Origin of the sequence: Streptomyces sp. SP18CS02 (assembly GCF_036322365.1) — a bacterium.
GTDB lineage: Bacteria > Actinomycetota > Actinomycetes > Streptomycetales > Streptomycetaceae > Streptomyces.
Genome location: NZ_JAQYXC010000252.1, coordinates 1 through 24,012 on the forward strand (window position 1 = coordinate 1; position 24,012 = coordinate 24,012).

Genomic DNA, 24,012 nt, shown 5'->3' on the forward strand with positions numbered 1-24,012 from the left:
GATCAGCCAGCCGATCATGAGCGCGACAGAGCCGACCATGGCGATCACGAGGCGCGGGGTGCTCAGGGCCTCAGCGAGACTCCAGACGGTGGAGTTCACGGTGGCGACCGCTCCCGTGGCGAGTGCGGCCGCCAGAGCCTTCGACAGCCCCGGCACCAAGCGCCAGGGCCGGTTGGCACGGACCATACCGGCGAGCACCCGCAGATAACCGCGTGGCCCGCTGACGACGTACCGCAGATCGGCAGTCTCCTCCTCACCGACCTGGCCCGGATGAACGGGCGTGAGACGAACGGCAAGCGGTCTCAGATGCCGTTGACTTCGCGGTCGCCCCTCAGCACCGGTGCCCTGTGGTTCCGCCAAGCCAAGCACGGCTTCTTCCACGGCCCGCCGGGCCCTCGTCTGCAGGCGCAGACCCCCCAGAGAAGGAAGCGAAAGCAGCGCCAACCCATGTTCGTGACTCAGGTCCACAACCAGCCTGCGCCCGTGTGAGTGCAGCGGAAGGTCCGTAAGGGCCACGATGATGTCCCACCCCTCCGCACTTCCGCGGTCCTTCATCCGGCGCATCAAGGTGCGCGGGTCCTCGGTCCCCGCGGTGAAGGGCTCACTGACCACCTCGACGTCGAACCGCCGCCCCCGGCCCGACTTCTCGGCGAGCCGAGTGGAAAGTCCCCGGGCCATGCGCCGCGCGATGTCCGTCGGCGCGTCCGGATCCGCCAGAAGAGCCACGACCGTAACGTCCTGAGGCGACATATGCATGACCCGACCCTTCTCGTCGGCCACCTCCACGCGGCAGGTGCCCACAGGATGCCTTCACGGCAACGTCGGCACTCCGCGCGACACACTGGCCCCCCCGCCAGCGGGTGCAGGCGATGTTGCCCGCTCTCCCCCGCCCGGCTGCCTCCATCCGGGGAACCGGCGGCGGCGCACTGGGCCCCCTGGGGGATGCCCCCTGCGATGGTTCGGGCCGCCCGCCGGGGTCCGTCAGAGGCGGTCACCTCCAGGGCACCGACTGCCCCGCCACCGGCCGAGGCCCTTCAGGGCCGGCGGTGCGGACCCGGTTGCCCGTCACCTCCCGGTGCTCGTGCACGAAGCGAATCGCCATGGCCCCCTCACCGGCGGCCGAGGCCACTCGTTTGACCGAGCCGCTCCTGACGTCGCCGGCGGCGAAGACCCCCGGGAGGGTCGTCTCCAGCAGCAGCGGACCGCGGCCGAGCGAGTCCCATCGGAACACGTCGGCCACCGCCTGGGCGTCGGCGCCGGTGAGGACGAAACCCTTCTCATCCAGGGCCAGCACGCCCTTGAGCCAATCCGTGCGTGGCCGGGCCCCGATGAACACGAACAGCACCGCGGCCCGCAGATCGCGTCGCTCACCGCTTGTGTTGTCCTCGACGATCAACGACTCCAGCTTCTCCTCGCCGGAGACGCCCCGGACTTCGGTGTGGAGCAACACCTCGATCTTCGGATGCCGTTCCACCTGGTCCACCAGGTAGCGCGACATGTCCGCGTTGAGGTCACCGCCCCGGACGAGGAGGTGGACCCGGGACGCGTGGTTCGCGAGGAACAGCGATGCCTGCCCGGCGGAGTTCCCGCCGCCCACCACGGCGACCGGATCCGCCTGGCAGAGACTGGCCTCGTGGACGGTCGCCGCGTAGTAGACGCTGATGCCCTCCAGGCGGTCGATGTCCGGGACCTCGAGCCTGCGGTACCTCACGCCCGAGGCGAGCACCACGGCGCCCGTCCGCGCCGTCGACCCGTCTGTGAAGGTGACGACGTACTCGTCGTCCTGCGGGGTGAGCGCCGTGACCTGGGCCGGCACCATGAGGCGGGCACCGAACTTGTGGGCTTGGAGCACAGCGCGTTCGATGAGCTCGCCCCCGGAGATGCCCGACGGGAAGCCGAGGTAGTTCTCGATGCGGGACGAGGTAGCGGCCTGGCCCCCGGTGGCCACGGCATCGACGGTGACCGTGGTGAGCCCGTCGGAGGCACCGTAGACGGCGGCGGCGAGCCCCGCGGGGCCCGCACCGACCACCATCACATCGCACCGCTCAGCCTCCGGCGAGGGGGTGGGCAGCCCGATGAGCCGAGCGAGTTCGGCGTTGCTCGGATTGCGCAGCACCCGCTCGCCCTTCCAGAGGACCACCGGAGTCTCCTCGGGCCGGATCGAGAACCGACGCAGCAGCGCATCAGCCTCCTTGTCCTTCTCCAGATCCACCCATCGGTGGGGCAGCCGGTTGCGGGCGGCGAACTCACGCAGCCGCAACGTGTCCGGTGAATAGCACGACCCCAGGATCCGGAAGCCGGCGCCGAGGCCGATGAGCAGGTACCTGCGGCCCAGGTAGGCGCGGAGGATCAGGTCACCGAGGACGGGGTCGCGGTCGACCAGGGCGCGCTGCCGCTCCACCGGCACGGCCAGGATCTCGCCGGCCTGTCGCACCACGGCGGTGTCGAACGCCGCTTGGCCCTCCAGCAGCCCCAGTTCACCGAGGAACCTGCCGGGTCCCATCACAGCGACCGTGCGCTCCTCGGGCCCACCGTGGTCGTGGAGGATCTCGACGGTGCCGCTGAGGATCGCGAGGAACTCCCGGAACGGCTCACCCTCGCGGTACAGCACCTCGCCCTCGGCGACCCCCCGGCGTTCACCGTGCGCGGTCAGGTCCTGGAGCTGCTCCGGTGTCAGACGCGGGAACGCCCCGTACCGGTCAGGTGTCTCGTGGACCGCACCATGGTTGTGCTCGGCCGTGCTCATCAGACCAGGGCCTCGTGGACGAAGCACCAGCGCCAGTCCTCTCCCGGCTGGAAGGACTGCACCACGGGGTGACCGGCGCCCCCCGCGTGCCGCCTGGCGTGCTTGAGGGGCGAGGAGTCGCAGCAGCCGACGTGTCCGCAGGTGAGGCAGAGGCGCAGGTGCACCCACGGGGAATGCTCCCTGAGGCACTCCTCGCAGCCCTCCGGCGTACGCGGCGTCACTGGGCGCACCATCGCCAAGTGCGGGTCGGGAATCGTGGCCATGAGGGTTCTCCTTACGTCATGGGATGCTCAGCCGCGCTCGGCGACTGTCTTGCTTCCCACCGCCATGACTGGAGCCGCCGCGCGAGGGCGACGACCGGTCGATGTCGGGATTGAGGCTTCGTGGGGCTCTCCATGTGACCGCACCGTGTGTTCACCCTCCCGCAGTGGTTTGCCGACCCTCCATCGCCTGCTCGACCCACGCGCGCAGAACGTGCGCCGGTGCCGCGCCGGCCTGTCGGGCGACCGGCTCGCCCTTGTCCAGGACGAGGAGGGTCGGAACGGCCTGCACCTCGAACCGGCGGCTGAGCCGTGGGTTCCTGTCGACGTCGACCTTGACGAGCTTGACCCGTCCGGCGAGGTCGCGGGCGACCTGTTCGAGGGCGGGGCTCACCATGCGACAGGGGCCGCACCAGGTGGCCCAGAGGTCGACGACCACGGGCACGGAGGCCCGCTCGGCGACCTCGGCGAAGTCGTCGTCACCGGCGTCCACGAGCCAGGGCAGGGGCTGCTTGCAGTGGCCGCACCTGGGCCGTCCCTCGGCGGCCACGGGAATCCGGTTGCCGCGCCCGCAGTTCGGGCAGGTCACCGTCGTCGTCCGGGTGGTGTTCACGCCGCCCTCGCTTCCCGGGCCCCCTCCTGCTGGTCGTAGGTGACCACCAGCTCTCCGTGCTCGGCGTCGACGCGCACCGTCGCGCCGTCCTGGACGTCGCCGCGCAACAGGGCGCGCCCGACCAGCGTCTCGACCTCGTGGGAGATGTAGCGCCGCAGCGGCCGGGCCCCGTACACCGGGTCGTAGCCCTGGTGGGCGATCAACTCCCTCGCGGCTTCGGTGAGTTCCACGGTGATGCGGCGCTCGGCGAGCCGCTGCCGCAGCTCGTCGAACTGCAGCTCCACGATCCGCTCGATCTGCCGCTCACCGAGCGGCTTGAACAGCACGATGTCGTCGACGCGGTTGAGGAACTCCGGGCGGAAGTGTCCGCGCAGCTCGCCCATCACCAGGGCGCGGGCGTCGGGCTTGATCTCACCCTCGGCGGTGGCGCCGTCCAGGAGGTGCTCGGAGCCGATGTTGGACGTCATGATGATCACGGTGTTGCGGAAGTCGACGGTGCGGCCCTGAGCATCGGTGATACGGCCGTCATCGAGGACCTGCAGCAGAGTGTTGAAGACATCGGTGTGCGCCTTCTCGATCTCGTCGAACAGCACAACCGAGTACGGCTTGCGGCGTACGGCCTCGGTGAGCTGGCCGCCCTCCTCGTAGCCGACGTATCCGGGCGGTGCGCCCATGAGCCGGCTGACGGTGTGCCGCTCCTGGTACTCACTCATGTCGAGCCGGACCATGTTCTCCTCGGAGTCGAACAGGGCCCGGGCGAGGGTCTTGGCCAGCTCGGTCTTCCCGACGCCGGTCGGGCCGAGGAAGATGAACGAGCCGATGGGGCGGCGGGGGTCGCGGATGCCGGAGCGGGCGCGGATGATGGCGTCGGCGACGAGCTGGACGGCCTCGTCCTGGCCGATGACGCGCTCGCGCAGGATCTCGTCGAGGCGCAGCAGTTTCTCGCGTTCGCCCTCCTGGAGGCGTGCGACGGGGACGCCGGTCCAGGCGGCGACGATCTCGGCGATCTCCTCCTCGGTGACGACCTCGCGCAGCAGCCGGTTCTGCCCTTGTTTGGCGGCCAGTTGCTCCTCCTCTGCGGCGAGTCGGCGCTCCAGGTCCTGGAGGCGGCCATAGCGGAGTTCGGCGGCGCGGTTGAGGTCGTAGGCGCGTTCGGCCTCCTCCGCCTCGAGGCGGACCTGCTCCAGTTCCTGGCGCAGCTCCTGCACACGGCGGATCGCCTGCCTCTCGGCCTCCCACTGGGCGTGTTTGGAGTCGGCCTCTGCGCGCAGGTCGGCCAGTTCCCTGCGCAGCTCTTCCAGGCGGGCTTCACTGGCGGGATCGGTCTCCTTGGAGAGGGCGGCATCCTCGATCTCCAGGCGGGTGACGCGGCGGGTGATCTCGTCGAGTTCGGCGGGCATGGAGTCGATCTCGGTACGCAGCCGGGCGCACGCCTCGTCCACGAGGTCGATGGCCTTGTCCGGCAGGAACCGGTCGGTGATGTAGCGGTGGCTGAGGGTGGCCGCGGAGACCAGCGCGGTGTCCTGGATCTTCACTCCGTGGAAGACCTCCAGGCGTTCGCGCAGTCCTCGCAGGATGGAGATGGTGTCCTCCACGCTCGGCTCGTCGACCACCACCTGCTGGAAACGGCGTTCGAGGGCGGCGTCCTTCTCGATGTGCTTGCGGTACTCGTCGAGGGTGGTGGCGCCGATCATGTGGAGTTCTCCGCGCGCGAGCATCGGCTTGAGCATGTTGCCCGCGTCCATGGCTCCTTCGGCGGCACCCGCGCCGACGACGGTGTGCAGTTCGTCGACGAAGAGCAGGATGCGCCCCTGGGCGGCCTTGACCTCGCTGAGCACGGCCTTGAGCCGCTCCTCGAACTCACCGCGGTACTTGGCCCCGGCGACCAGGGAGCCCATGTCGAGGGCGAACACGGTCCTGTCGCGCAGCCCTTCGGGCACGTCGCCGCGGACGATGCGCTGGGCGAGACCCTCGACGATGGCGGTCTTGCCGACACCGGGGTCGCCGATGAGGACCGGGTTGTTCTTGGACTTGCGGCTGAGGATCTGGGTGACGCGGCGGATCTCGGCGTCCCGGCCGATGACCGGGTCGAGGCTGCCGTTCCTTGCCTCGGCGACGAGATCGCGGCCGTACTTCTCCAGAGCCTCGTAGGCCACTTCGGGGTTGGCGGAGGTGACGCGCTGGTTCCCGCGGATCTGGGTGAGCGCGCTCAGGAACGAGTCCCGGGTGATGCCGGCCTCCTTGAGCAGACGCCCGGCGGTGGTCGACGAGCCCTCTTCCGCCAGGGCGAGCAGGAGGTGCTCCACGGACACGTACTCGTCCTTGAGGCGTTTGGCCTCCCGTTCGGCAGCATCGAGCAGGCGGGCCAGACGCTGGGTGACGAAGACCTGGCCGGGGGCGGCGCCGGGGCCGGTGACCCTCGGGCGGCGGGAGAGTGCCTCGCGCACGGCCGCGCGCAGTTCGTTCGGCTCGGTCCCGTCCTGCTGCAGCAACCGCGGGATCAGACCGTCCTCCTGATCGAGGAGTGCGAGCAACAGGTGTTCCCCGTCGACCTCGGTCTGCCCCATGCTGACGGCCGCGGTCTGGGCTTCCTGGAGGGCTTCCTGGGACTTCTGGGTGAGACGATTCATGTCCATGGGGGGTTTTCACTCCTCGTGCCGTGCCCTCGCAGGGCGGCTTCGAGCAGGCTGATGCGATCGAGCAGGTCGAGCACCAGGCCGATCGAGGCGTAGTTGAGGCAGAGTCCGGAGCGCAGCCGGTGGATGCGGGCGAGCACCGCCGGGGCCGTGGGGTCGAACACCAGGTGCCCCGCGGCGTCGCGGTCGGCGTCGACCAGTCCGAGGGCGACAAACCGGCGGATCAGGTCGGGGTGGAGGCCCGAACGACGGGCCACGGCGTCCAGGGAGAGTCTGCGGACGGGCACGAGCGCGTACCGGACAGGCGTCGCGGCGGTGAGGCCGGTGCCCGTTCGTACCGGACGGTCGCCCGTGCCGGCCCGGCCGGTGCCTGCCGCTCCCGCGGGTCGGTCGTTCATCGTGTCCTCCTGGGGTCGAAGGAGGAGGTGGCGGCGAGCTCCTCGAACAGTTCGCGCTCCCGGTCGCCCAGGGTGGGCGGCACCATGACGCGAAGTTCGGCGTACAGGTCGCCATCGACGCCGCGCGGGTTGGGCATGCCCTCGCCGCGCAGCCGTAGTCGCCGACCGCTGGACGAGCCCGCGGGCACTGTGACCTTGGCCGTGCCCCCGCCAGGGGTGGGCACGGGCACGGTCGCACCGAGGGCCGCTTCCCAGGGGGTGACGGGGACCTGGACGTGGACATCGCGGCCGTCCAGCCGGAACTGTGGGTGGGGCTGGATACGCACCCGCAGGTACAGGTCGCCTCCGGGGGCGTCACCACTCCCCCGGCCCCCCTCCCCCGCCAGCCGGATGCGCTGTCCGTCGGTAACGCCCGGCGGCACGTTGACCTCGTACCGCCGCGGCTGACCGGTGGGACCGGCGAGCGTGACGGTGCGACGGCCGCCCCTGAACGCCTCCTCCACGGTGAGCGGCAGCTCCGCCTCCTGGTCGGCTCCCGGTACACCGCCGCGGGCGGCGCCTGCTCCGAAGAACGAACCGAACAGGTCCTCGATGTCGATGTCCTCCGCTGCGAAGTCGTCGCCGAAGCCGGGGCCGTATCGAACACGGGGGCCACCCCCGCCCGCGGTCCTCCGGGCGCGGAAGCCGCCGCCCGCGCCGGCCGCGACCCGTTCGTCGAAGTCCTCGGGGATCTTGCGGAAGTCCTCGCCGTAGCGGTCGTAACGGGCCCGGGTCTTCGGGTCCGACAGGACGCTGTATGCCTCGTTGAGGTCCTTGAAGCGTTCCTCCGCCCCCGGGTCCTTGTTGACGTCGGGGTGGTACTTGCGGGCGAGCTTGCGATATGCCTGCTGGAGCTCGTCCTGGCTCGCGGTTCTCGACACGCCCAGCACTTCGTAGAAGTCCTGTGCCATGACCGGTCACTCCCGCTTCGCGACGGTCACGGCGGCGGGCCTGAGCTGCCGTTCGCCGTCCCCGTAGCCCGGGCGCAGCACGTCGACGACCGTGCCCGGCGAGGCGTCGGGGTCCTGGACGACGCCGATCACCTCGTGCCGGGCCGGGTCGAACACGACGCCGGTCTCCGCGTGCCGCGGGTAGCCGAGCAGTTCGAGGACGTTCACCGCCTGGTCGCGGACCGCCTGGACGCCCTCCACGATGGCACCGGGATCGGCGCCGGCATGGGTCAGGGCGAGTTCGAGGTTGTCCAGAACGGGCAGGAAGGCGGCGGCCGTCCGGGAACGCTCGGCCGTCCGCTCCCGCTCCAGTTCCCTGGCGTGGCGCTTGCGGAGGTTGTCGAGGTCGGCGAGCGCGCGCCGCCAGCGGTCCTCCAGTTCCTTGAGCTCGGCCGTGTACGCGTCCTCGGACGGTGCGGGGCCGCCGCCGGCCGCGCCGGGGCCGGGTTGCCCGTCCGTGGCAGGCCCCCTCCCCGTCGGCGGGTCCGAGCGCGGCAGATCCCCGGGGGAAGGGCCTACGGCGCCCTCCGGGGCCGGATCGGTGTGGTCGGGCACGGCCGGGCCGGGTTCCTTGGGGTGGGTGGGCATGGCGGGTTCCTCAGTCCTTGTCGAACTCGGCGTCGATGACGTCGTCGCCACCGTCACCGCCGCTCGTGGGGCCTCCGGTGGTGGGGTCCTGCCCCGGGCCGCCCGTGTCGGCGGTGCCCTGGTGGGCCGCCAGCCCGGCGAGCAACTGCTGGAGTTCGGAGGTCAGGGGCCGCACGCGCTCGACGCCCGCCTCTTCCTTGACCGCCGCCCGGGCATCGGACACGAGCATCTCGGCGCGTGCCTTCTCGTGCGCGGGAGCCGTGTCGCCCAGTTCCGCGAGGCGCTTCTCGACCTGGTAAGCGACGGCGTCGAGCTCATTGCGGGCGTCGACGGCCTCGCGGAGTGCCTGGTCCTGGCCCTGGTTGCGCTCGGCCTCCTGGACCATGCGTTCGACCTCACCGCGGTCCAGGTTGGAGCTCTCGCTGATCGTGATGCCCTGTTCCTTGCCAGTGTCCCGATCGCGGGCCGTGACGTTGAGGATCCCGTTGGCGTCGATATCGAAGGTGACCTCGACCTGTGGTTCGCCCCGCGGCGCCGGCCGGATGTCGGTGAGCTGGAACCGCCCCAGTACCCGGTTGTCGGCGGCCAGCTCGCGCTCGCCCTGGAGGACGACGATGTCGACGGCGGGCTGGTTGTCCTCGGCGGTGGAGAAGGTCTCGGAGCGGCGCACCGGGATGGTGGTGTTCCGCTCGATGATCTTCGTCATCACGCCGCCGCGTGTCTCGACACCCAGCGACAAGGGGGTGACGTCGAGCAGCAGGACGTCCTTGACCTCGCCCTTGAGCACCCCGGCCTGGATCGCGGCGCCCAAGGCCACGACCTCATCGGGGTTGACGCTCATGTTGGGTTCCTTGCCGCCGGTCAGCCGGCGCACGAGGGCCTGAACGGCGGGGATGCGAGTGGAGCCGCCGACGAGGATGACCTCGTCGATGTCGCTCTCGCCGACCTTGGCATCGGTCATGGCCTGCTGGACCGGTCCGAGGCACCGCTCCACCAGGTCGCTGGTGATCTGTTCGAAGGTGGACCGCATGATCGAGTCGGTGAGGTGCTTGGGGCCCGAGGCGTCGGCGGTGATGAACGGCAGGCTGACCTGCGTCTGTGTCACCGAACTCAGCTCGGTCTTGGCCTTCTCCGCCGCCTCGAACAAGCGTTGCAGCGCCTGCGCGTCCTTGCGCAGGTCGATGCCGTTCTCCTTCTGGAAGTCGTCCGCGAGGTGATCCACCAGGCGCCGGTCGAAGTCGTCGCCGCCCAGGTGGCTGTCACCGGCGGTGGAGCGCACCTCCACCACGCCGTCGCCGACGTCGAGGATGCTCACGTCGAAGGTCCCGCCGCCCAGGTCGAAGACGAGGACGGTCTCGTGCTGCTGCTTGTCCATGCCGTATGCGAGGGCTGCGGCTGTCGGCTCGTTGATGATCCGCAGCACCTCCAGTCCGGCTATCCGACCGGCGTCCTTGGTGGCGGTGCGCTGGGCGTCGTTGAAGTAGGCGGGCACCGTGATGACCGCCTCCGTGACCCGTTCCCCGAGCTGTTTGGAGGCGTCCTCGGTGAGTTTGCGCAGCACCTGGGCGCTGATCTCCTCCGGCGCGTACAACTTGTCGCGCACCTTGAAGCGGGCCGCCCCGCCGTCGCCCTCGACGACGTCGTACGCGACCGCCCTGGCCTCGTCGGAGATCTCATCGAAGTGCCGGCCGATGAAGCGCTTGGCCGAGTAGATGGTCCCCTTGGGGTTGAGAATCGCCTGGCGCCTGGCCATCTGGCCCACCAGACGCTCGCCGGTGTCGGTGAAGGCCACTACGGATGGTGTCGTGCGGTTGCCCTCGCTGTTGGGCACCACGGACGGCTCGCCGCCCTCCCACACAGCGATCACCGAGTTCGTGGTACCCAGGTCGATACCCACTGCCTTGGCCATGAGAAATCTCCTCCCGGTGCGGCGGTCCAGCGCCGGCTCTCCGGATCACGTTCGTTCAGGTACGAGTGGAATCTCCGCCGGTGGTACGCAGCCCGCCGAGCAGCCGTACAGCCTCGTCGGCGACCGCCTCGTCCGCGACGACCTCGTACCGGCTCGGCTGCAGCGAGCGAAGCGAGGCAAAATCCCGGCGACCGCCCTGCAGCGCGTGCAGCAGCATGCCGAACAGCGCACCGACGATCGCTCCGAAGATCAGCCCGTACACGGCGAGGAGCAGTGCGGAGACGACGGGGTCGAGCCAGTTCACAAGGCCGAAAAGCCAGCCGATCAGGGCACCGGGGAGCGCACCGCTCGCCGCTCCGTGAAGCGCGGCCCTGCCGTAGTCCATCCGGCCGGTCACCTGCTCCACCAGGCGCACGTCCTGACCGATGATCGCCACCCTTTCCACGGGAAACCCCTGGTCAGAGAGATGGTCAACAGCGCGTTCGGCTTCCTCGTACGTTGTGTACGAGGCAACCGGCCTGCGAGGTTGCTCAGTCATCGCCCGGTCCTTCCCGCCGATGCCCGCAGAGGCTTCCCGACCCTGTCCAGGGTCGCTGGCCGGGTGGCTTCGCGCCTGCTCCTGAAGAGTCAGAAGTGCACGGGCCTGGTAGCCCCGCGAGTACGAGAGGGAAGAATCCGGACATCTCGGATGAGCCGCCCCCGAGTGGGTAGACGTACATTTGATCGCCTCCCCGGAGCTCCGGGGAGAACGGAGTGACCCATGGCCGGCAGCCGGGCACACGACGTGTACGGCCGCTGCTCCGACCGGGAGGGCGGCCTTCCGCCAGGGAGCGTCGGGCGGCGTCCCAAGGATGCACGGAGAGAGCTGCGCCCATCCGCCGCGCGCCCGGCCGACCACGCCCTCCACGAGCTGGTGGTGCTCTCCCGCGCCCTGCTCCAAGCCCCGAACGAAGGCGAGATCCTGCGCCTGGCCATGCACCACATAGCCGCCGCCGGGCCGTACCGCGCCGAAGCCGGATACCTCGAGGTGGACGGTGACCTGGTCCCCAGTCCGAGTAACGGTCGGACCCATGCCGCAGCCGTCGGCCGAAGGGTCCGGGAGCTGGAGGGACAGGACGGCCCTGTGACCGTCCCCGGCAGGCCCTGGGGCTGGGCCCTGGGGCTGCGCGGGCTGGAGAGACTTCACGGCTACCTCGTGGTGACGTCCCGAACACGCCCCACGGGGGCCCAGCGATCGCAGCTCGCCACACTCGTCTGGCACACCGCTGCCGCTCTGTCAGTCGCTTTCGCACAGCGCCGCCAACGCGAGGACGCGCTGGAGCTCCACCGGGTCAGGGAGGAACGCGCAACTCTGCAGCAGCAGCTGATCTCCGTGGTGGCTGAGCTGGGGTACCAGCGGGCCGTTCACGCGCTCATGGCCGACATCGCCGCCGCGGGCGGCGGTGAGGAGGCCGCCACCCGCGCACTGCACGAGCTCACCGGACTTCCCGCGCTGGTCGAAGACCGCTTCGGCCGACTGAAGTCCTGGTCAGGCCCCGGCCGACCCGACCCCTACCCGGAACCGGACCCCGTGCGCCAGAACGACATGCTGCACGCCGTCGCCCGGGCGGTCGGGCCCGTACGGATAAAGGACCGGCTGATCGCTCCGGTCCGCCCACATGGCGAGATCCTGGGCGTGCTGGCACTGGTCGATGCCTTGGAGGAGGCCGACGAACACACCGTGTTCGCGCTCGAACACGCCGCCGCGTCGCTCGCCCTGGAGCTGGCGCACCTGCGCAACCTGGCCGAAGTGGAGCTGAGGCTGCACCGCGAGCTGGTCGACGACCTCCTGGCAGGGACGGACGCCGCGAGCGCCTACGCCCGGTCCGAGGCGGTCGGACACGACCTGCACCGCAGCCATTACGTCGTCGTCGTGGAGTGGTCGAACCGGACCGCGGACGATTCGTTCGCCCGGACCGTGGGCCGGGCGGCCTCCGCCGTCGGCATGCGCTCGCTGCTGACCCAGCGCTCCGACCACGTAGTCCTGGTCGCCGACGACAGGCCGCACGCTCGCGCGCTGCACGAGGCGCTCGCCCGGGAGACCGGAACACGGTCCGGGACGATCGGGGTGAGCGCCCCTTCCGACTCCGTGCCCGACATCCCCCACCGCTACCAGGAGGCGCAGCGCGCCCTCGAAGCGCGCCTCAATTCCCACGAGCGGTACGGCACGACCTTCTTCGACGAGCTCGGCCTGTACCGCATCCTGGGACCTGGCGCCGATCATCAGGAACTGGAGGCGTTCGTCCACGAGTGGCTCGGGCAGCTCATCGACTACGACTCCCGACATCACGCGGCCATGGTGGAGACCCTCTCCCAGTACTTCGACTGCGGCGGCAACTACGACGAGACCGCCGCCGCCCTCGCGATCCACCGCAGCACGCTGCGCTACAGGCTGCAGCGCATCCGCGAGATCAGCGGCAACGACCTCGCGAACGTCGAAGACCGGCTCAACCTCCAGGTGGCGACCCGGGTGTGGAAGATCGTGCTGGGCGGATCCGGCTGATGCCCCTGACCACAGCTGCGCCGGCGGGCCGGCGCAGGTGTCGTACGTCCAGGCATGACTCCGTCCGATCGGGCCCAATAACGGATGGAGGAAGTCCGCTTCTTCAGCCGTGATCCTTTCGTCCGGATATCGACCGGTTGTGGTGCGGCTGTCGGCCTGGATGCTCGTTGGTCTCATCGTGGGGAAGAGGGCGTCTCTTCCGTGGATCGTCCCTGATGAACTGTGGTCGCCGATCGGGCCGTCGCTGCCGATACCAGGGCCGAAGCCGGGCCGGTCGCGGGTGCCGGACCGCCAGGCCTTGTGCGGGATCTTGTTGTGCTGCATACCGGCGTCCGTGGGAGTACCTGCCCCAGGAGCTGGGTTCCGGTTCGGGCATGACCTGCTGGCGCCGGCTCAAGGCATGGAACGCGGCCAGAGTCCGGGACCGGCTCCACGTCGCCCTGCTCGCGAGGCTGCGGACGGCAAAGCAGCTCGACCGGTCTCGGGCGGTGATCGACTCCAGCCATGCCCGGAAGCCCGGACCGCTCGACGGGGCCCAAAAGCAGGCCCAGCCCGGTCGACCCGCGCACGTCCGGGCAGCGAACACCACCTTGCCGTCGACGGCCAGGGCATCCCACTCGCCGTCTCACCGACCGGCGGCAACCGCACCGACGTCACCCAGCTGATACCGCTGTTGAAGAAGATTCCCTGGGTCGCCGACCTGGTCGGACGGCCCACGAAACCGGCCTGCCACGCCGCCTGGCGACCGCGGCTGCAACCACGACCACGACAAGTACCGCCGCCTGGTCTGGGAGACGGGCGTCAAACCGCTGATCGCACGCCGCGGCGCCCCGGCCGACAGGCTTGAGCTTGAGCCACGCGTGACGGCCCATCAGACAATGCGCCGTCCGTGCGTCAACCGTGCGTCCCGAGCGTCGAACAGGCGTCGAGATATCACACCTCACGCACGTAACGCCCATAACGCACACTCGGAGAAACCCCAGGTCAGGCGTCCTTCTTCACCGGCTCCAGGATCGCCACGCACTCCACGTGGTGGGTCATCGGGAACAGGTCGAACGCCCGCAGGGTGCGCGGCTTGTAGCCCGCGGCCGCGAAGTAGGCCAGGTCCCGGGCCAGGGCGGCCGGGTCGCAGGCGACGTAGGCGATGCGGCGGGCGCCCAGGCCCGCGAGGTGGCGGACCGTCTGCTTGCCCGCGCCCGCGCGGGGCGGGTCCAGGACGATCAGGTCGACCTCAGTGATCCGGGTGCGCGGCAGGACCTGCTCGACCTTGCCCTGCTCGATGCGGACGCGCTCGAAGTCCTGGAGGTTGTGCCGGGCGTCCTCGACCGCGCGCTTGCTGGTCTCGATGCCCAGCACCGCGCCCTTGTCGCCCACCCGGTCGGCAATCGCGCCGGCGAAGAGGCCCACACCGCAGTACAGGTCCAGCGCCGTGTCGCCCTTGCGGGGCAGCAGGCCCTGCATCACCGCGCGCATCAGGGTGTCGGCGGCCTGGGGGTGGACCTGCCAGAAGCCGCCGTTGCCGACCCGGTGGATGCGCTCGTCGGCGCGCTCGCGCACGAAGGGGCGACCGTGGACGCGGTGGACACCGCCGTCCTTCTCGTCCACGCGGAGGACGGAGACCGGCTTGTCCAGCTCGACCAGGGGAAGGCGGGCACCGGGCCTCGGCGTCAGGATCACCTGGCGGTCGCCGGAGCCGGACGCGGCGATCGCCTCGACGGACGCCATGCCCTCCCAGGTCCGCTTCTCGATGCCGAGCTCGCTGACGCCCTGCGCCGCGATCATGCAGTGGTCGATCACCTCGACCTCGTGCGAGCGGTGGCGGCGCAGCCCCGCGTGCCCCTCGGCGTCGATGGCGTACTGGACACGGGTGCGCCAGGCGGGCACCTCACCGGCGGGCAGCTTGTCGCCCTCGGCCGGCATGACGGTGCCGTCCCAGCCGGCCTCCTCGGGTGTCAGCCCGGCGAGACGCTGCAGCTGCTCCGCGATGACCTCGCCCTTGAGGCGGCGCTGGGCGCCGGGCTTGGCGTGCTGCCAGTCGCAGCCGCCGCACTTGCCGGGGCCCGCGAACGGGCAGGGCGCCTCGACCCGGTCCTTGGACGCCTCCAGGATCCGTACGGCGTCGGCGCGCAGGTAGCGGGAGCCCTCCTCGCCCTCGGTGACGCGGGCCACGACCTTCTCGCCCGGCAGCGCGTGCCGGACGAACAGGACGCGTCCCTCGTCGGTGCGGGCGATGCAGTGGCCGCCGTGCGCGACGGGACCGACCTCGACCTCGTACTCGACCCCGACGAGCGAAGACTCGGGTGCGTTCTGCATGACGGGGTGACTCCAGGGGGTGGGGGGAAAGCGGATGGCCGGGCGGCAGCCCACCAGTCTACGTGGGTGCCGCCCGGCCGTTTACCACGAGCGGGGCTCAGCTCCTGCCCGTCGGCTCCTTGGGGCGCTGGTCGACGGGGCCGCGGCGCACCGCGCCCGGAGCGTTCCACTCCTGGCGCTTCCTGGCCCGCTTCTTCGCCAGCTCGGAGGACTGGAGCTGGTACGGCACGGAGGTCACCATCACGCCCGGGGTGAAGAGCAGGCGCCCCTTGAGCCGCAGGGCGCTCTGGTTGTGGAGCAGGTGCTCGTACCAGTGCCCCACCACGTACTCGGGGATGATCACGCTGACCGCGTCCCGGGGGCTCTCGCGGCGCAGGCTCCTCACGTATTCGATGATCGGCCGGGTGATCTCGCGGTACGGCGAGTCGAGGATCTTCAGGGGGACGTTGATCCCGCGCCGCTCCCACTCCTCCTTGAGCGCCTTGGTCTCGGCCGGGTCGACGTTGATGCTGAGCGCCTCCAGTTTGTCGGAGCGCATGAGCTTGGCGTACGCGACGGCGCGCAGCGTCGGGCGGTGGACCTTGGAGACCAGGACGATGGAGTGGACCCGGGAGGGCCGGACGGTGTCGTCGGTGGGCTCGTCGGGGGCGGCGATCTCGTCGGCGACCCGGTCGTAGTGCTTCCGGATCGCGCTCATCACTCCGTAGAAGATGACCATGCCGAGCAGGGCGACCCAAGCGCCGTGGGTGAACTTCGTCGCGAGGACGACGACGAGCACCAGCCCGGTGAAGAACGCGCCGAAGGTGTTGATGGCCCGCGAGCGGATCATGCGACGGCGTGCGGCCGGGTCGCGTTCGGTGCGCAGGTGGCGGTTCCAGTGCCGGACCATGCCGGTCTGGCTGAGGGTGAACGAGACGAAGACGCCGACGATGTACAGCTGGATCAGCCGCGTCGAGTCCGCCCCGTAGAGCCATACGAGCAGGATGGCCGCGCCGGCCAGGAGGACGATGCCGTTGGAGAAGGCGAGCCGGTCCCCTCGGGTGTGCAGCTGGCGCGGCAGGTAGCGGTCCTGGGCGAGGATCGAGCCGAGCAGCGGGAAGCCGTTGTACGCGGTGTTCGCGGCGAGGAACAGGACGAGCGCGGTGGCCGCGGCGAGCAGGATGAAGAAGAACGTGCCGTCACCGAAGACGGCTGCGGCGACCTGCGAGATCACCGGGTTCTGGACGTAGTCGTCGCCGACCGGGACGCCGTTGTGGATCAGGTCCTGGGCGGGCTTCTCGGCCATCTTCACGTCGGTGGCCATGGCCAGGCCGATGATGCCGCAGAACATCGTCACGGCCAGCGCGCCCATCAGGGCGAGCGTGCTCGCGGCGTTCTTGCTCTTGGGCTTGCGGAAGGCGGGGACGCCGTTGCTGATCGCCTCGACGCCGGTGAGCGCGGCACAGCCGGAGGAGAAGGCCCTCAGCAGCAGGAAGACCAGCGCGAAGCCGGCCAGGCCCTGGTGCTCGGGCTTGATCTCGAAGTCGGCGGTCGGGGCGGTCATCGTCTCGTCGAGGACGAGGCCCCTGAAGGCGCCCCACGCGATCATGATGAAGACGCCGGCGACGAACACGTAGGTGGGGATCGCGAAGAGCTTGCCCGACTCCTTCACACCCCGCAGGTTCATCAGGGTGAGCAGCACGATTATCCCGATGGCGCAGAACACCTTGTGCTCGACGACGAACGGGATGGCCGAGCCGAGGTTCTCGACGCCGGAGGAGATGGAGACGGCCACGGTCAGGACGTAGTCGACGAGCAGCGCGCTGGCGACGGTCAGACCGGCCTTGGGGCCGAGGTTGGTGTTGGCGACCTCGTAGTCACCGCCGCCGCTGGGGTAGGCGTGCACGTTCTGCCGGTAGGACGCCACCACGGTGAACATGAGGACCACGACGGCGACCGCGATCCAGGGGCTGAAGTGGTACGCCGACACACCCGCGATGGAGAGGACCAGCAGGACTTCTCCCGGCGCGTAGGCCACCGAGGAGAGCGGGTCGGATGCGAAGACGGGGAGTGCGATGCGTTTGGGGAGGAGGGTTTCCCCCAGCCTGTCGCTGCGCAGAGCCCGGCCGATCAGGATCCGTTTGGGCAGGTCGGTCAGTTTGGACACGCAGAGGATCGTAAGCGTTCGAAATAGAGCCCGCCCACCCACCACCCCCCATCGCCACGGAATCTCCAGCTCACTTTTCCGCCGTCGGGCATATACCCAAGGCTTTTCCGCTCCTGCGCGCCTCTCGTGGGCGCTTGTTGGCCGGAACCCTGCACATGGGAGGAGGCGGTTCGAGCGACCGCGGGGCGGGCACTCGGCGTAAGGCTCGGATGCGGGCAACAGGACCGTCCCGGCATAAGCTCGTCAGCGGGCGACACCGCACGCTGTTGCCCCGTCCTAGCCTGGCAGGCTGAGAGAAAGAAGTGAGCAGGGTGTTTTCGCAGGTCAGCAGTGTGACCAGGAGTGCGGGGTAAGCGGACGTGCACATCGTCATCATGGGCTGCGGGCGAGTGGGAGCCGCTCTCGCGCAGACCCTGGAGCAACAGGGCCACACGGTCGCCGTCGTCGACCAGGACCCCACGGCATTCCGCCGCCTGGGTTCGGGCTTCGGTGGCCGACGCGTCACCGGTGTCGGGTTCGACCAGGACACCCTGCGCGAGGCGGGGATCGAGGACGCCGGCGCGTTCGCGGCCGTCAGCAGCGGTGACAACTCCAACATCATCGCCGCGCGGGTCGCCCGTGAGATGTTCGGCATCGAGAACGTCGCGGCCAGGATCTACGACCCCCGTCGCGCCGAGGTCTACCAGCGCCTGGGCATTCCGACGGTTGCCACGGTCCGCTGGACCGCCGACCAGATGCTGCGGCGTCTGCTGCCGTCGGGCGCCGAGCCGCTGTGGCGGGATCCCAGTGGCGGGGTGCAGCTCGCCGAGGTGCACACCTCAGCGGCGTGGATCGGCCACAAGGTGAGCCGGCTCCAGGAGGAGACGGGCGTGCGCGTGGCGTTCCTCACCCGGCTGGGAGAAGCGGTTCTGCCGACCTCCCAGACGGTGCTCCAGGAAGGCGATCTGGTCCACGTGATGATGCGGACGGACGAGATCGAGAAGGTCGAGGCTGCCTTCGCCGAAGGCCCCGAGGAGGGCGGTCACTGATGCGGGTCGCTATTGCCGGCGCCGGTGCGGTGGGCCGATCCATCGCGGGCGAACTGCTGGAGAACGGGCACGAGGTGCTCCTGATCGACAAGGCCCCGACCGCCATCTCGGTGGAGCGGGTGCCGCAGGCGGAGTGGCTGCTGGCCGACGCCTGTGAGATCACCTCTCTGGACGAGGCGGCGCTGCAGCGCTGCAACGTGGTCATCGCGGCCACCGGCGACGACAAGGTGAACCTGGTCGTCTCGCTGCTCGCGAAGACCGAGTACGGGGTGCCCCGGGTGGTGGCCCGGGTGAACAACCCGAAGAACGAGTGGCTGTTCAACGAGGCGTGGGGCGTCGATGTCGCCGTGTCCACGCCGCGTCTGATGTCGGCGCTGGTCGAAGAGGCGGTGAGTGTCGGCGACCTGGTCCGGCTGCTGCGCTTCAGCCACGGCGACGCGAACCTGGTCGAGCTGACGCTGCCGCCGGAGTCGGCCATCGCCGGTACGCAGGTGGGTGACGTGGCCTGGCCGCAGGACACCTCCCTGGTGACGATCATCCGGGGCTCGCGGGTGCTCACGCCCAGCCCGGAGGAGACCCTGGAGGCGGGCGACGAGCTGCTGTTCGTGGCCGCTCAGGCCCGCGAGGAGCAGTTGGAGGACCTGCTGTCGGTACGCCGCCAGGACGCGGCCGGCTGACGGCGGGGCTGCGGCACACGTACGGGTGTCGCAGTGATCCCCACCGGCGATGCCGCTGACGCGCTGACGACGCCGTTGACGCCGTTGACGTCCTTACCGTCGGCGGTACCGCCGTCGGCATCGCCGACCCGGTGGGGTCGTATGGATCCCGTATGGAACGCGTATGGAACGCGTATGGACCGCGTCAGGGATTCGTATGGACTGCGTATGGAACGCGCATAGAAATCGTATAGAGCGCGTCAAAAACCAGTCACGAATGGGTTGAGCTCCCTGTGAGGGACGCGTCGGGGAATTACGTACGGAAAAGGGGCTCGGAGACCGTCACCGGTCTTCGAGCCCCTTTTCCTTGTGCGGCCCCGTCGCCGATGGACGAGGCCGTTTCATCGTGTATACGCGAACGTGAGAGGCGTTTCAGCCCTCGCGCCGGTGGGCGCCCGCGCCGCGCCGGTGGGTGCCTTCGCTCCGGGGGGAGTCCTCGGCGCCGAGCGCGCCCCGCCGGGCGGCAGCGGCCGCCTTGCGCTCCTCCTCGGCCGCCTCCTCCGCCTCCATCTCCGCGAACACGTCGATCGGCGGCGGCGCCTTCGCCAGGAAGACCCAGGTGAGGTAGACCGCGAGCAGGAACGGCGGGATCTTCAGGGCGATCAGGACCCACCCGAGCTGGGTGGTGTCGGCCCACCAGTACAGCGGGAAGAGGATCGCGCACTTGCCGAGCAGGATCAGGCCCCACGCCCAGCTGGCCTTGGCGTACGCCTTCTTCCGGCCGGGGTTGCGGGTGCGCCAGGAGAGGTTCTCCTTGAACACCGGCCCGAGGACGAGGCCGATCAGGGGGACCCCCGCCAGCGTGGTGGCGATGTACGCCACGCCCAGGCCCAGCGTGTACAGCATGCCGGGCAGGTAGAAGTCCTTGGCGTTGCCGGTCATCATCGCGAAGACCACACCGAACGCGACGCCGAAGACCCCGCTGAAGGCGTGCTTCATGGTGTCCCGGCGGATCAGCCGGACGACGACGAGCAGCAGGGACACCGCGAGGGCCGCGATCGCCGAGACGTGCAGATCCTTGTTGATCGTGAAGATGGTGACGAAGAGCAGGCCGGGGAGGACTGTCTCCACCATGCCCCGCACTCCGCCGAAGGCGTCGAACAGAGCGGCCTCGGTCACGGCTTTGGCGTCGTGAGCGGCCTGGTCGGTGTCGGTGGTCGGCTTGTCGAGTGACGTCACCGGCTACTCCTGTCCGAGCGGTCGGAGTTCGTATTTGGGGTTGAAGAGGACCCTGCGGCCATGGCTCATGGAGATCCGGCCGGAGGCGATGAGCTTACGCCCCGGCTCTATGCCCACGATGGACCGCCGGCCCAGCCACACCACGTCCAGCGGTGCCGTGCCGTCGAAGAGCTCGGCCTCCAGGGCCGGCACGCCGGCCCGGGGACGCAGGGTGACCGTCCGCAAGGTACCAGTCACCTTGACGATCTGCCGGTCGTCACAGTCCGAGATACGGGTGCACCCCGACGCCTGCGTGTCCTCCTGGAGCTCTTCGGACTCCAGCTCCTCCTGCGAGGTGGACAGGCGGTCGAGCATCCGGCGGAAGCGACCGGCCGGCTTCTCTGTACGCGGTGCAGCACTCATACAGAAAGCGTACCGGCCGCCGGTGCCGGGGAATCAATGCTCGAAGCGGTACCCCATGCCCGGCTCGGTGATGAAGTGCACGGGGTGCGAGGGGTCCCTCTCCAGCTTGCGGCGCAGTTGCGCCATGTACACGCGGAGGTAGTTCGTCTCGGTCCCGTAGGAGGGGCCCCAGACCTCCTGGAGCAGCTGTTTCTGGCTGACGAGCCGGCCCGCGTTGCGCACGAGGACTTCGAGCAGGTGCCATTCGGTCGGCGTCAGCCGGACGTCCCGGCCCTCCCGGTGCACCTTCTTCGCCGCGAGGTCGACGGTGAAGCCGCCGGTCTCGACGACGACGTCGCCCTCGCTGCCGCCGACCGGCTCGGCCCTGCGGACGGCGGCGCGCAGCCGGGCCAGCAGCTCGTCCATGCCGAAGGGCTTGGTGACGTAGTCGTCGGCGCCCGCGTCGAGGGCCTCGACCTTCTCGTCGGAGGTGTGGCGGGCGGACAGCACCAGGATCGGGACACGGGTCCAGCCGCGCAGGCCCTTGATGACCTCCACACCGTCCATGTCCGGCAGACCGAGGTCCAGGACGACCACGTCGGGGTGGCGGTTGGCGGCCAGTTCGAGCGCGGTCGCGCCGTCGGGCGCGGCATCGACCTCGTACTTGCGCGCCTTCAGGTTGATCACGAGGGCGCGTACGATCCCCGGCTCGTCGTCGACCACGAGCACCCGCGTCATGTGGGGCCTGCTTTCTCTAGGGGAGGTGTGCCGGCGGCGGAGGTGGGTCCGGTGGCGGTCGCCGCCCTGAGGGTGAGGACCATGGTCAGTCCGCCGCCGGGGGTGTCCTCGGCGGTGATGGTGCCGCCCATCGCCTCGACGAAACCCCGGGCGACGGCGAGACCGAGCCCGACCCCCGCGCCGCGCGGCGCGTCGCCGAAGCGCTGGAAGGGCTCGTAGATGCGTTCCTTGGAGTCGTCGGGCACCCCGGGGCCCCGGTCCACCACGCGCAGTTCGACGCGGCCGCCGAGGGTGCTGGCGGCGACGGTGACCGTCCTGCCGGCGGGGCTGTACTTGACCGCGTTCTCGACGATGTTGGCGACGGCCCGCTCCAGCAGGCCCTTGTCCACCTGGACCATCGGCAGGGTCTCGGGGATGTCGAGCTCGGCACTGCCGTCGGGCACACCGCCCAGCGCCATGGGGACGACCTCGTCGAGGTCGACGGCGCGGATGAGCGGGGTGACGGTGCCGGTCTGGAGCCGGGACATGTCGAGGAGGTTGCCCACCAGGTGGTCGAGCCGGTCGGCTCCCGCCTCGATCCCTTCGAGCAGCTCCGCCTGATCGTCCTCGGACCATTCGACGTCGTCGGAGCGCAGGGACGACACGGCCGCCTTGATGCCCGCGAGGGGGGTGCGCAGGTCATGGCTGACGGCCGCCAGGAGCGAGGTGCGGATCTTGTTGCCCTCGGCGAGCCTGCGGGCCTCCCCGGCCTCGTCGACCAGTCGCTGGCGGTCCAGTACGACGGCGGCCTGCGCGGCGAAGGCGCCCAGGACACGGCGGTCCTCGGCGGGCAGGACCCGGCCGGACAGGGCGAGGGCCATGTGGTCACCGACGGGCATGTCCACATCCGCGTCCTCCGGGCGGGCGACGGGAGCGGGCCCGGCGCTGCCGGCACGGGTCCACGGCTCGACGTCGTTCTCCCGCTCCAGCAGCGCGACCGACTCCATGGAGAACGTCTCACGGACCCGTTCCAGCAGGGCCTGAAGGGTGGTCTCGCCCCGCAGCACGCTGCCCGCCAGGAACGACAGCACCTCCGACTCGGCCCGCAGCCGGGCCGCCTGGTGGGTGCGGCGGGCGGCCAGGTCCACCACGGAGGCGACCGACATGGCGACGCCGAAGAAGACGGTGATGGCGACGATGTTCTTCGGATCGGAGACCGTGAAGCGGTGCAGCGGCGGGGCGAAGAAGTAGTTGAGCAGGAGGGAGCCGAACGCCGCGGAGGCCAGTGACGGCAGCAGCCCGCCGAGCAGCGCCGACGCCACGGTCAGCGACAGGAACAGCAGCATGTCGTTGGCGAGACCGAGGTCCGCGTCGATGTGGGTGAGCAGCAGGGCGAGCAGGGCCGGTCCGGCGACCCCGACCAGCCAGCCCCCGATGATCCGCGAGCGGCCGAGGCGGGCGCCACGGGCGACGGGCAGTCCGCGCCCCTTGGCGACCTGGCTGTGGGTGACGATGTGGACGTCCAGGTCGGGTCCCGAGTCACGGGCGACGGTGGCGCCGACGCCGGGGCCGAAGACGTACTGCCAGGTCTTGCGGCGACTGGAACCGAGCACGATCTGGGTGGCGTTGACCCCTCGCGCGAATTCGAGCAGGGCGGAGGGGATGTCGTCGCCTATGACGTGGTGGAAGCTGCCTCCGAGGTCTTCGACGAGAGTGCGCTGGACGGCCAGTTCCTTCGGGGAGGCGGAGGTGAGTCCGTCGCTGCGGGCGATGTAGACGGCGAGGATCTCGCTGCCCGAACCCTTCGCCGCCATCCGGGAGGCGCGGCGGATGAGGGTACGTCCCTCGGGACCGCCGGTGAGGCCGACGACGATGCGTTCGCGGGCCTGCCAGGTGGAGCGGATGTTGTGCTCGCCGCGGTACTTCTGGAGGTACTCGTCGACCCGGTCGGCCGTCCACAGCAGGGCGAGCTCCCGCAGGGCGGTGAGGTTGCCGGGGCGGAAGTAGTTGGACAGGGCCGCGTCGACCTTGTCGGACTGGTAGATGTTGCCGTGGGCCATCCGCCGTCGCAGCGCCTGGGGCGACATGTCGACCAGCTCGATCTGGTCGGCGCGGCGGACGACCTCGTCCGGGACGGTCTCCCGCTGACGTACGCCGGTTATGGACTCCACGACGTCGCCCAGCGATTCGAGGTGCTGGATGTTGACGGTGGATATGACGTCCATGCCCGCGGCGAGCAGTTCCTCGACGTCCTGCCAGCGCTTGGCGTTGCGCGAGCCGGGCACGTTGGTGTGGGCGAGCTCGTCGACCAGGACCACCGCGGGGCGGCGCTCCAGGACGGCGTCCACGTCCATCTCCGTGAAGGCGGAGCCCCGGTATTCGATCGTGCGGCGTGTGATCTGCTCCAGGCCGTGCAGCATCACTTCGGTACGGGGCCGGTCGTGGGTCTCGACGAAGGCGACCGCGCAGTCCGTGCCCCGCTCGACCCGGCGGTGCCCCTCGGAGAGCATCGCGTACGTCTTGCCGACGCCCGGTGCCGCACCGAGATAGATCCGAAACTTGCCGCGTCCCATGGCCTCATTGTCTTTCGAGCACTCGCGCGCGCAGTACTGACTGCGCAGCGTCGACCTTACGGCCAAAGCTGCTGGCTGCGTGGACGCGCAGGCACCCTCAGGTCCCGTTTTGACGTGTTTCTGATGCGAGGCCCCGAAGGGCGGCGGCGCGCCGGGCTTCCGGGCGCTTGGCGCACCCGGGAGCTGTGCGCACGCGGAAGCCGGGCGACCCCCGGGAGCTGTGCGCACGCGGAAGCCGAGCGACCCCCGGGAGTCGGCGCACCACCCGGAAAGCGGGC

Annotated in this window: 18 protein-coding genes and 1 pseudogene; 3 read left to right on the forward strand and 16 right to left on the reverse strand. The window is 70.1% G+C overall.

Going from position 1 to position 24,012, the window contains the following annotated elements:
- The 10 genes and pseudogenes from PUR26_RS03625 to PUR26_RS03670 form a co-directional block, all read right to left on the reverse strand.
- Positions 1–756 (reverse strand): annotated as a pseudogene (locus tag PUR26_RS03625) (hypothetical protein); the annotation flags it as partial.
- 235 nt (positions 757–991) lie between these two features.
- The gene (locus PUR26_RS03630; RefSeq protein ID WP_329869135.1) at positions 992–2,746 is read right to left on the reverse strand and encodes an FAD-dependent oxidoreductase; all 1,755 of its coding nucleotides are present in this window, start codon (positions 2,744–2,746) and stop codon (positions 992–994) included.
- Positions 2,746–3,009 carry a UBP-type zinc finger domain-containing protein gene (locus tag PUR26_RS03635; protein WP_329869137.1) on the reverse strand — a complete coding sequence of 88 codons (264 nt, stop codon included), beginning with the start codon at positions 3,007–3,009 and terminating at the stop codon, positions 2,746–2,748. The genes PUR26_RS03630 and PUR26_RS03635 overlap by 1 nt, the downstream gene beginning before the upstream one ends.
- Positions 3,010–3,160: 151 nt before the next feature.
- Positions 3,161–3,619: a thioredoxin gene (gene trxA, locus PUR26_RS03640; protein ID WP_329869138.1), complete on the reverse strand. Its 459-nt coding sequence runs from the start codon at positions 3,617–3,619 to the stop codon at positions 3,161–3,163.
- Positions 3,616–6,255 carry an ATP-dependent chaperone ClpB gene (clpB, locus tag PUR26_RS03645; RefSeq protein WP_329869140.1) on the reverse strand — a complete coding sequence of 880 codons (2,640 nt, stop codon included), beginning with the start codon at positions 6,253–6,255 and terminating at the stop codon, positions 3,616–3,618. Before clpB ends, trxA begins: the two co-directional genes overlap by 4 nt.
- Positions 6,246–6,653: a chaperone modulator CbpM gene (locus PUR26_RS03650; RefSeq protein ID WP_329869142.1), complete on the reverse strand. Its 408-nt coding sequence runs from the start codon at positions 6,651–6,653 to the stop codon at positions 6,246–6,248. Before PUR26_RS03650 ends, clpB begins: the two co-directional genes overlap by 10 nt.
- On the reverse strand, positions 6,650–7,603 hold the full coding sequence (locus PUR26_RS03655) for a J domain-containing protein (RefSeq protein WP_329869144.1): 954 nt from the start codon (positions 7,601–7,603) through the stop codon (positions 6,650–6,652). Before PUR26_RS03655 ends, PUR26_RS03650 begins: the two co-directional genes overlap by 4 nt.
- Before the next feature lie 6 nt (positions 7,604–7,609).
- A complete protein-coding gene (locus PUR26_RS03660) occupies positions 7,610–8,230 on the reverse strand; it encodes a nucleotide exchange factor GrpE (protein ID WP_329869146.1) in 621 nt (206 codons plus the stop codon).
- 10 nt (positions 8,231–8,240) lie between these two features.
- Complete coding sequence (gene dnaK, locus PUR26_RS03665) at positions 8,241–10,139, reverse strand: molecular chaperone DnaK (protein WP_329869148.1); 1,899 nt, start codon at positions 10,137–10,139, stop codon at positions 8,241–8,243.
- 55 nt (positions 10,140–10,194) lie between these two features.
- On the reverse strand, positions 10,195–10,677 hold the full coding sequence (locus PUR26_RS03670) for a general stress protein (RefSeq protein ID WP_329869150.1): 483 nt from the start codon (positions 10,675–10,677) through the stop codon (positions 10,195–10,197).
- A 222-nt stretch (positions 10,678–10,899) separates the two neighbouring features.
- On the opposite strand from PUR26_RS03670, the gene PUR26_RS03675 reads away from it, so the two are divergent.
- Positions 10,900–12,681 (forward strand): PucR family transcriptional regulator, encoded by a 1,782-nt coding sequence (locus tag PUR26_RS03675; protein WP_329869152.1) that lies wholly within the window; start codon positions 10,900–10,902, stop codon positions 12,679–12,681.
- 984 nt (positions 12,682–13,665) lie between these two features.
- Here the strand turns inward: PUR26_RS03675 and PUR26_RS03680 are convergent.
- Both PUR26_RS03680 and PUR26_RS03685 read right to left on the reverse strand, forming a co-directional pair.
- Positions 13,666–14,994, reverse strand: coding sequence for a class I SAM-dependent RNA methyltransferase (locus PUR26_RS03680; RefSeq protein WP_329869153.1), 1,329 nt, complete (start codon positions 14,992–14,994; stop codon positions 13,666–13,668).
- 97 nt (positions 14,995–15,091) lie between these two features.
- Positions 15,092–17,140 (reverse strand): APC family permease, encoded by a 2,049-nt coding sequence (locus PUR26_RS03685; protein ID WP_329869155.1) that lies wholly within the window; start codon positions 17,138–17,140, stop codon positions 15,092–15,094.
- Positions 17,141–17,499: 359 nt separating this feature from the next.
- Between PUR26_RS03685 and PUR26_RS03690 the strand changes: the two genes are divergently transcribed.
- Positions 17,500–18,168, forward strand: a complete 669-nt coding sequence (locus tag PUR26_RS03690; protein WP_329869157.1) for a potassium channel family protein — start codon at positions 17,500–17,502, stop codon at positions 18,166–18,168.
- Positions 18,168–18,845: a potassium channel family protein gene (locus PUR26_RS03695; protein WP_329869159.1), complete on the forward strand. Its 678-nt coding sequence runs from the start codon at positions 18,168–18,170 to the stop codon at positions 18,843–18,845. Before PUR26_RS03690 ends, PUR26_RS03695 begins: the two co-directional genes overlap by 1 nt.
- 411 nt (positions 18,846–19,256) lie before the next feature.
- On the opposite strand, the gene PUR26_RS03700 is transcribed toward PUR26_RS03695, so the two are convergent.
- Genes PUR26_RS03700 through PUR26_RS03715 form a run of 4 tightly spaced genes read right to left on the reverse strand, consistent with a single transcriptional unit; the run spans position 19,257 to position 23,734 of the window.
- Entirely contained in the window at positions 19,257–20,063 is an 807-nt protein-coding gene (locus tag PUR26_RS03700; protein ID WP_329869161.1) for a DUF3159 domain-containing protein, read from the reverse strand.
- 3 nt (positions 20,064–20,066) lie between these two features.
- Positions 20,067–20,465, reverse strand: coding sequence for an OB-fold nucleic acid binding domain-containing protein (locus tag PUR26_RS03705; RefSeq protein WP_329869162.1), 399 nt, complete (start codon positions 20,463–20,465; stop codon positions 20,067–20,069).
- A gap of 33 nt (positions 20,466–20,498) precedes the next feature.
- A complete protein-coding gene (locus PUR26_RS03710) occupies positions 20,499–21,182 on the reverse strand; it encodes a response regulator (RefSeq protein ID WP_329869164.1) in 684 nt (227 codons plus the stop codon).
- Entirely contained in the window at positions 21,179–23,734 is a 2,556-nt protein-coding gene (locus tag PUR26_RS03715; RefSeq protein ID WP_329869166.1) for a sensor histidine kinase KdpD, read from the reverse strand. Before PUR26_RS03715 ends, PUR26_RS03710 begins: the two co-directional genes overlap by 4 nt.
- Positions 23,735–24,012: the final 278 nt, after the last annotated feature.